This is a genomic window from Pseudomonas sp. fls2-241-R2A-110 (assembly GCF_030209165.1).
GTDB lineage: Bacteria > Pseudomonadota > Gammaproteobacteria > Pseudomonadales > Pseudomonadaceae > Aquipseudomonas.
In genome coordinates this window covers 20,892-28,713 of record NZ_JARVSN010000033.1, presented here as the reverse complement: position 1 = coordinate 28,713, position 7,822 = coordinate 20,892, and the positions used below count along the sequence as shown (strand labels likewise).

The 7,822-nt window shown below is 60.6% G+C and carries 5 protein-coding genes; 1 reads left to right on the top strand and 4 read right to left on the bottom strand.

The window, feature by feature from the left end:
- Nucleotides 1-159 precede the first annotated feature (159 nt).
- Together QRN31_RS26075 and purL are read right to left on the bottom strand one after the other, a co-directional pair.
- Nucleotides 160-471 (bottom strand): YqfO family protein, encoded by a 312-nt coding sequence (locus QRN31_RS26075; RefSeq protein WP_285435475.1) that lies wholly within the window; start codon nt 469-471, stop codon nt 160-162.
- Between the two features lie 5 nt (nt 472-476).
- Entirely contained in the window at nt 477-4,373 is a 3,897-nt protein-coding gene (gene purL, locus QRN31_RS26070) for a phosphoribosylformylglycinamidine synthase (RefSeq protein WP_285435473.1), read from the bottom strand.
- Nucleotides 4,374-4,647: 274 nt separating this feature from the next.
- Here purL and mltF point away from each other — a divergent pair, with 274 nt between their 5' ends.
- The gene (gene mltF / locus QRN31_RS26065; protein ID WP_285435472.1) at nt 4,648-6,108 is read left to right on the top strand and encodes a membrane-bound lytic murein transglycosylase MltF; all 1,461 of its coding nucleotides are present in this window, start codon (nt 4,648-4,650) and stop codon (nt 6,106-6,108) included.
- Between the two features lie 128 nt (nt 6,109-6,236).
- On the opposite strand, the gene pdxJ is transcribed toward mltF, so the two are convergent.
- Both pdxJ and recO read right to left on the bottom strand, forming a co-directional pair.
- Complete coding sequence (gene pdxJ / locus QRN31_RS26060) at nt 6,237-6,986, bottom strand: pyridoxine 5'-phosphate synthase (RefSeq protein WP_285435471.1); 750 nt, start codon at nt 6,984-6,986, stop codon at nt 6,237-6,239.
- 51 nt (nt 6,987-7,037) lie between these two features.
- Complete coding sequence (gene recO, locus QRN31_RS26055; protein ID WP_285435470.1) at nt 7,038-7,724, bottom strand: DNA repair protein RecO; 687 nt, start codon at nt 7,722-7,724, stop codon at nt 7,038-7,040.
- Nucleotides 7,725-7,822: the final 98 nt, after the last annotated feature.

Genomic DNA, 7,822 nt, shown 5'->3' with positions numbered 1-7,822 from the left:
CGCCGTCAGGGCGAAACCCTAAGTGGCCGTTACCGCAGCAACGGATATACACCCGATCAACCCAAAACATGGTCGGCCCGAAGGCCGCCTCAAATCCAAAGCAATAAAAAACCCGCTGAATCCAAATTCAGCGGGTTTCTCATTTCAGCAGCTGGCAGATCAAAAATCCTCCAACCGCCACACCTCATAAGCCGGCGTCTCATAGGGATGACTCTGCTTCAGAGCCATCACCACCGAACGAATCAACTCATCCGCCACCACAAGCTCAACCTTCCATTCCTCAACCCGCTCGACCTGCCCCGCCTCACCAATAAACGGCTGACTGCCGTCCAAAGGGCGAAACTGACCAAGGCCAAGCACCTGCCACGCACAATGATCATAAGCCCCGATCCGCCCACCACCCGCAGCGAATACAGCACTCTTGACCTGCTCCACATGACTGGCCGGAACAAAAAAACTGAGCTTGTACACAGCGCTTAGTTAACCCAGACCCGAGCATTACGGAACATACGCATCCAAGGTGCGTCCTCGTTCCAGTCTTCCGAACGCCACGAGTTCTGCACCGCACGGAACACACGCTCCGGGTGCGGCATCATGATCGTCACGCGACCGTCGCGACTGGTCAAACCAGTAATCCCACGCGGCGAGCCGTTCGGGTTGGCCGGATAGCTCTCGGTGACCTTGCCATGGTTATCGACAAAACGCATCGCCACGCAACCCGACAGATCGGCTTCCAGCAACGCTTCTTCACTGGCGAACTCGGCATGACCTTCACCGTGAGCGATAGCGATCGGCATACGCGAACCGGCCATGCCCTGCAGGAAAATCGAATTCGACTCCTGGACCTGCACCATCGCCACGCGCGCTTCGAACTGCTCGGAACGGTTACGCACAAAGTGCGGCCAGAACTCGCTGCCCGGGATCAGCTCGTGCAAGTTGGACATCATCTGGCAACCGTTGCACACACCGAGGGTGAAGCTGTCGGTACGCTCGAAGAAACCCTGGAACGCATCGCGAGCACGGCTGTTGAACAGCGCCGACTTGGCCCAGCCCTCACCGGCACCGAGCACGTCGCCGTAGGAGAAACCACCGCAAGCGACCAGACCCTTGAACTCGTTCAGGTCGACACGGCCGGCCAGAATGTCACTCATGTGCACGTCGATTGCGTTGAAACCGGCACGGTCGAACGCGGCCGCCATTTCCACCTGACCGTTGACGCCCTGCTCACGCAGCACGGCAACCTGTGGGCGGATGCCTTTCTTGATGTAAGGCGCAGCGACGTCCTGGTTGACGTCAAAGCTCAGCTTGACGCTAAGGCCCGGATTGTCTTCTTTCAGCAACACGTCGAACTCTTGTTCGGCGCAGTCGGCGTTGTCACGCAGACGCTGGATCTGGTAGCTGGTTTCAGCCCACTGACGTTGCAGCAGACGACGCTGACCTTCAAACACGGTTTCGCCGTTGAAGGTGATGTTGATCTGGCCATTGTTCATTGGCTGACCGATCACCGACACGCACTCGCCCAAACCGGCAGCGCTGAACTGCGCGAGGATGTCCGGGGTCGCGTCCTGACGAACCTGAATCACGGCGCCCAGCTCTTCGTTGAACAGGATCGCAGCGATGTCGGCGGAGGTTTCTGCCAGACCGTCGAGGTTCAGGCTCAGGCCGCAATGGCCAGCGAAGGCCATTTCCACGGTGCTGGTCAGCAGACCACCATCGGAACGGTCGTGGTACGCCAGCAGATGACCGTCGGCGTTGAGGCCCTGGATCACGGCGAAGAACGCCTTGAGGTCTTCGGCATCGTCGACGTCCGGCGCTTGCGAGCCGAGCTTGCCGTGAACCTGAGCGAGGATCGAGGCGCCCATGCGGTTCTGGCCACGGCCCAGGTCGATCAGGATCAGGTCGGTGGTGCCCTTGTCCATGCGCAGTTCCGGGGTCAGGGTCTGACGGATGTCAGCCACTGGCGCGAAACCGGTCACGATCAGGGACATCGGCGAAGTCACGGTCTTGTCGACGCCTTCGTCGTTCCAGCGCGTGGCCATGGACATGGAGTCCTTGCCCACCGGAATGGTGATGCCCAAGTCAGGGCACAGTTCCATGCCGACCGCTTTCACGGTGTCGTACAGACGCGCGTCTTCACCCGGGTGACCGGCAGCGGACATCCAGTTCGCCGACAGTTTGATGTCGGAAATCTTGTTGATGCGCGAAGCGGCGATGTTGGTCAGGGTTTCGCCGATGGCCATGCGGCCCGACGCCGGAGCGTCCAGCAGCGCCAGCGGAGTACGCTCGCCCATGGCCATGGCTTCACCGGTGTAGACGTCGAAGCTGGTCGCGGTGACGGCAACGTCGGCTACTGGAACCTGCCACGGGCCGACCATTTGGTCACGGGCCACGAGGCCGGTGATGGTGCGGTCGCCGATGGTGATCAGGAAGCTTTTGCTCGCCACGGCCGGGTGATGCAGAACGCGTTCTACGCAGTCGGCAATTTCAAGCGTCGACGGATCGAAGTCGTCGCCCAGTTCGTTTTCACGAACGGCCGAACGGTGCATGCGCGGGGCTTTGCCCAGCAGCACTTCCAGCGGCATGTCCACCGGGCTGTTGCCGAAGTGGCTGTCGGTGACCGTCAGTTGCGGCTCGGCAGTGGCTTCGCCAACCACGGCGAACGGGCAGCGCTCGCGTTCGCAGATCGCCTGGAAACGTTCGAAGTCGGCCGGGCCGACTGCCAGAACGTAGCGTTCCTGGGATTCGTTACTCCAGATTTCGTGCGGGGCCATGCCCGGCTCGTCATTTGGAATGTTGCGCAGTTCGAAGCGACCGCCACGGTTACCGTCGTTGACCAGTTCCGGGAAGGCGTTGGACAGACCGCCCGCGCCGACGTCATGGATGAAGCTGATCGGGTTCTTGTCACCCAATTGCCAGCAACGGTCGATGACTTCCTGGCAGCGGCGTTCCATTTCAGGGTTTTCACGCTGAACCGAGGCGAAGTCCAGGTCTGCCGAGCTGGTGCCGGTGGCCATGGAGGAAGCCGCGCCGCCGCCCAGACCGATCAGCATTGCCGGGCCGCCGAGGACGATCAGCTTGGAGCCGACGGTGATCTCGCCTTTCTGCACGTGTTCGGCACGGATGTTACCCATGCCGCCAGCCAGCATGATCGGCTTGTGGTAACCGCGAACTTCGTCGCCACGCGGGGTGGTGATCGACTGTTCGAAGGTACGGAAGTAACCGGTCAGGGCCGGACGACCGAATTCATTGTTGAACGCGGCGCCGCCCAGTGGGCCTTCGATCATGATGTCCAGCGCGGTGACGATGCGCTCAGGCTTGCCGTACGGCACTTCCCACGGCTGTTCGAAGCCCGGGATCTGCAGGTTGGACACGGTGAAACCGGTCAGGCCGGCCTTCGGCTTGGCACCGCGACCGGTCGCGCCTTCGTCACGAATCTCGCCACCGGAACCGGTGGATGCGCCCGGGAACGGGGCAATCGCGGTCGGGTGGTTGTGCGTTTCGACTTTCATCAGGATGTGCACCGGTTCCTGCACCGCGCCGTACTGGCGGGTTTCAGGGTCCGGGAAGAAACGGCCGGCGACATTACCGACGATCACCGAAGCGTTGTCCTTGTAAGCCGACAGAACGCCTTCGCTGTGCATCACGTAGGTGTTCTTGATCATGCCGAACAGGCTTTTTTCCTGGCTCTGACCGTCGATGTCCCAACTGGCGTTGAAGATCTTGTGGCGGCAGTGCTCGGAGTTCGCCTGGGCAAACATCATCAGTTCGATGTCATGCGGGTTGCGCTTCAAGCCGATGAAGGCGTTGACCAGGTAATCGATCTCGTCTTCGGCCAGGGCCAGGCCCAGCTCGGTGTTGGCTTTTTCCAGCGCGGCGCGGCCGCCACCGAGCACGTCGATCGCGGTCAGCGGCTTCGGCGTGGCGTGGCTGAAGAGGCCGGCGGCCTGCTCAAGGTTGCCGAGGACGATCTGGGTCATGCGGTCATGCAGCACGTCCGAAATCAGCTGTGCCTGGGCGTCGCTGAACTGACCGGCAACGTAGAACGCGATGCCACGCTCCAGGCGCTGGATTTTGGTCAGGCCGCAATTGCGAGCGATGTCGCTGGCCTTGCTGGACCATGGCGAAATGGTGCCAAAACGCGGCAACACCAGGAACAGACGACCGGTTGGCTCTTGTACCGGAACACTTGGGCCGTACTTCAGAAGGCGCGCGAGCACCTGCTGTTCGTCGCCGGTCAGGACGCCGGTAACTTCGGCGAAGTGAGCGAATTCAGCATACAAGCCGCTGACAGCCGGGACCTTCTGGCTCAGTTGCTCAAGGAGTTTGCTGTGGCGAAAGGCAGAAAGGGCAGGAGCGCCGCGCAGGATCAACATCTTCGGGACAGCCTCGGGAAGGGGTGTGCTTTGAGGCCGTGCATTCTAGCCTAAACCGCCCGCGACATCACCCGAAACGGTACGCACGGCCGCACCCGAACGTCGGGCCGGGTATTCGGCGCTGAATCCGGGGGCTGGCAACGGATATTTTTGCTGTCACAAAAAACGCTTAAACCCCATTCCTGTGGGCTCCAAGCGGGTTTTTCACTCCCTACCAGACAAGCCCTTCGCTGTCGAGATATGGCGCTCGTGGTCCTTTGCGTATACTGCGCAAATGTTTTCCCCTACGGCTTTGCGTCCGCGGTACGCCAAATGGCTGATCGCAACCGGACTCTTCCTGATGCTCAGTGGCTGTGTTGATAAACCCAACACGCTGGAGCGCGTAAAGGAGGATGGCGTGCTGCGGGTCATTACCCGAAACAGCCCCGCCACCTACTTTCAGGATCGCAACGGTGAAACCGGCTTCGAATACGAGCTGGTGAAGCGCTTCGCCGACGATCTGGGGGTGAAACTCAAAATCGAGACCGCCGACAACCTCGACGACCTGTTCAGCCAGGTGGGCAAGCCCAACGGCCCGGTGCTCGCCGCTGCCGGCCTGGTCAGCAGCGAAGAACGCAAAAAGCAGGTGCGGTTTTCCCACCCTTACCTGGAAGTCACCCCACAGGTCATCTACCGCAACGGCCAATCGCGGCCGACCGACGCCGGTGACCTGGTCGGCAAGAAGATCATGGTGCTCAAGGGCAGCACCCACGCCGAGCAACTGGCAGGCCTGAAAAAGAAATTCCCCGGCATTGAATACGAAGAGTCCGACGCGGTTGAAGTCGTCGACCTGCTGCGCATGGTGGACGAAGGTCAGATCGACCTGACCCTGGTCGACTCCAACGAAGTGGCGATGAACCAGGTCTACTTCCCCAATGTGCGCGTGGCCTTCGACCTCGGTGACGCCAGCAACCAGAGCTGGGCCGTAGCCGTCGGCGATGACAACAGCCTGCTCAACGAAATCAACGCCTACCTCGACAAGGTGAAGGAAAACGGCACCCTGCAACGCCTCAAGGACCGTTACTACGGACATGTCGACGTTCTTGGCTACATGGGCGCCACCACCTTCGCCCAGCACTTGCAGCAACGGCTGCCCAAATACGAACAGCACTTCAAGGCATACGCCAAGAAAGAGAAAGTCGACTGGCGTCTGCTGGCGGCAATCGGTTATCAGGAATCCCTATGGCAGGCGGCGGTCACATCCAAAACCGGCGTGCGCGGGCTGATGATGCTGACCCAGAACACGGCGCAAGCTATGGGCGTGTCCAATCGCCTCGACCCCAAACAAAGCATCATGGGCGGCGCAAAATACCTGAGTTACATGAAGGATCAGCTGGATGAATCGATCCAGGAGCCGGATCGCACCTGGTTCGCGCTAGCGGCCTACAACGTCGGCAGCGGCCACCTGGATGACGCGCGCAAACTGGCGGCCAAGGAAGGACTGAATCCGGACAAGTGGCTGGACGTGAAGAAGATCCTGCCGCGTCTGTCAGAGAAAAAGTGGTACAGCAAGACGCGTTACGGCTACGCCCGGGGCGGCGAGCCGGTGCACTTCGTGGCGAACATCCGTCGCTACTACGACATCCTGACGTGGGTTACGCAGCCGCAGCTTGAAGGCAATCAGGTGGCTGAGGGCAACCTGCATGTGCCTGGGGTCGACAAGTCCAAGCCAAATGTGGAAAACCCGCCGCTTTAAAGCCTCACCCCAATCAAAACTGTGGGAGCGAGCTTGCTCGCGATAGCGGTCTGACAGTCACCATTTGTGTTGACTGGAAGGGCCTCATCGCGAGCAAGCTCGCTCCCACAGCTTTTTGAGTTTGGCTTTTAGGCTTTTGCGGCGGCGGCGGCCAGGATCAGAGCTTTCATTTCCGACACTGCCGACTTGAACCCGACAAACAGCGCATGGGCCACCAGCGCGTGGCCGATGTTCAATTCGTTGATGCCCTTGATTGCGGCCACCGCTTCAACGTTGTGATAGTGCAGACCGTGACCGGCGTTGACGATCAAACCCTGGGCCAAACCAAAGGCCACACCATCAGCGACACGCTTGAGCTCTTCAGCCACTTCGGTGGGCGTTTCGGCATCGGCGTAACGGCCGGTGTGCAATTCGATGGCAGGGGCGCCGACACGACGTGACGCTTCGATCTGCCGCTCGTCCGCGTCGATGAACAGCGATACTTCACAACCGATTTTCGCCAACCGATCCACCGCCGCCTTGATCCGCGCTTCCTGACCCGCGACGTCCAGGCCACCTTCGGTGGTCAGTTCCTGACGGGTTTCCGGGACCAGGCAAATGTGCGCCGGACGAATACGTTCAGCGAACACCATCATTTCTTCGGTGACGCCCATTTCGAAATTCATGCGGGTTTGCAGCACGTCCTTGAGCAACAACACGTCGCGCTCCTGGATGTGCCGGCGATCTTCACGCAAATGCACGGTGATGCCGTCAGCGCCCGCCTCTTCCGCGTCCAGTGCGGCCTTGACCGGGTCCGGATAGCGTGTGCCCCGGGCCTGACGCAGGGTGGCAACGTGGTCGATGTTCACGCCAAGAAGAATGCGATTGCTGGTGGTCACGGAAGCGCTCCTGAAGAGGGGAAAGTTCGGTGCACAGCATACAGGGAGAATTTACGGCTTTCGAAACAACTCTCTGGAAACCAACGGTCGACCGCCCAGATGCACGGCCAGTGCCTGACGCATCAGGCGCTTGGCAGCGGACAACGCACCTGGTGCCGACCAGTCGGCGTCGGCCATGGCCAACAGTTCGGTGCCGTTGAACAGACCGGGCTGGAGCAAGTAGACCTGCTCCAGGCCGGCGTCCACTTGCAGACGGTATAGGCCGTCCGGGGCGATGGGCTCGCCATGGATGTCGGTGTTCAGCGCAAAGCCGTAACCGAGGTCATCCAGCAGGCGCCATTCGAAGGAGCGCAGCAATGGCTCCAACGGACGTCCTTCAGCCAGGGCCAGCAGGGTCGCGGCGTAGTGATCGAACACCGCAGGGTGCGGGTCTTCGGAGGGCAACAGGCGAATCAACAGCTCATTGAGATAGAGACCGCTGAACAGCGCCTCGCCATTGAGCCAGGTTGAAACACCGGCGCTTTCCATGCGCCCGACGTTCTTCAACTCGCCACGACCGCGGAATTCGACTTCCAGCGGCACGAACGGCCGCGCCAACGTTCCAGCCTTGCCTCGTGCGCTGCGCAACACCGCCCGCAGCCGACCTTGCGGCGTGAGGAAATCCACCAGCGCGCTGGTTTCGCGGTAAGCACGGGAGTGGAGGACGTAGGCCGGCTGGCCAATGGGGGCTTGAGACATGGAAGTCAGGGTTCTCAATAGAGGAACGCGATCTTATAAACGACCTGAAACCAATGTGGGAGCGAGCTTGCTCGCGATTGCGGGCTTTCAGTCAACAT

Excerpts from the sequence above, each read along its gene's own strand:
- purL (WP_285435473.1), bottom strand. The coding sequence starts at position 4,373 with ATGTTGATCCTGCGCGGCGCTCCTGCCCTTTCTGCCTTTCGCCACAGC.
- mltF (WP_285435472.1), top strand. The coding sequence starts at position 4,648 with ATGTTTTCCCCTACGGCTTTGCGTCCGCGGTACGCCAAATGGCTGATC.
- recO (WP_285435470.1), bottom strand. The coding sequence starts at position 7,724 with ATGTCTCAAGCCCCCATTGGCCAGCCGGCCTACGTCCTCCACTCCCGT.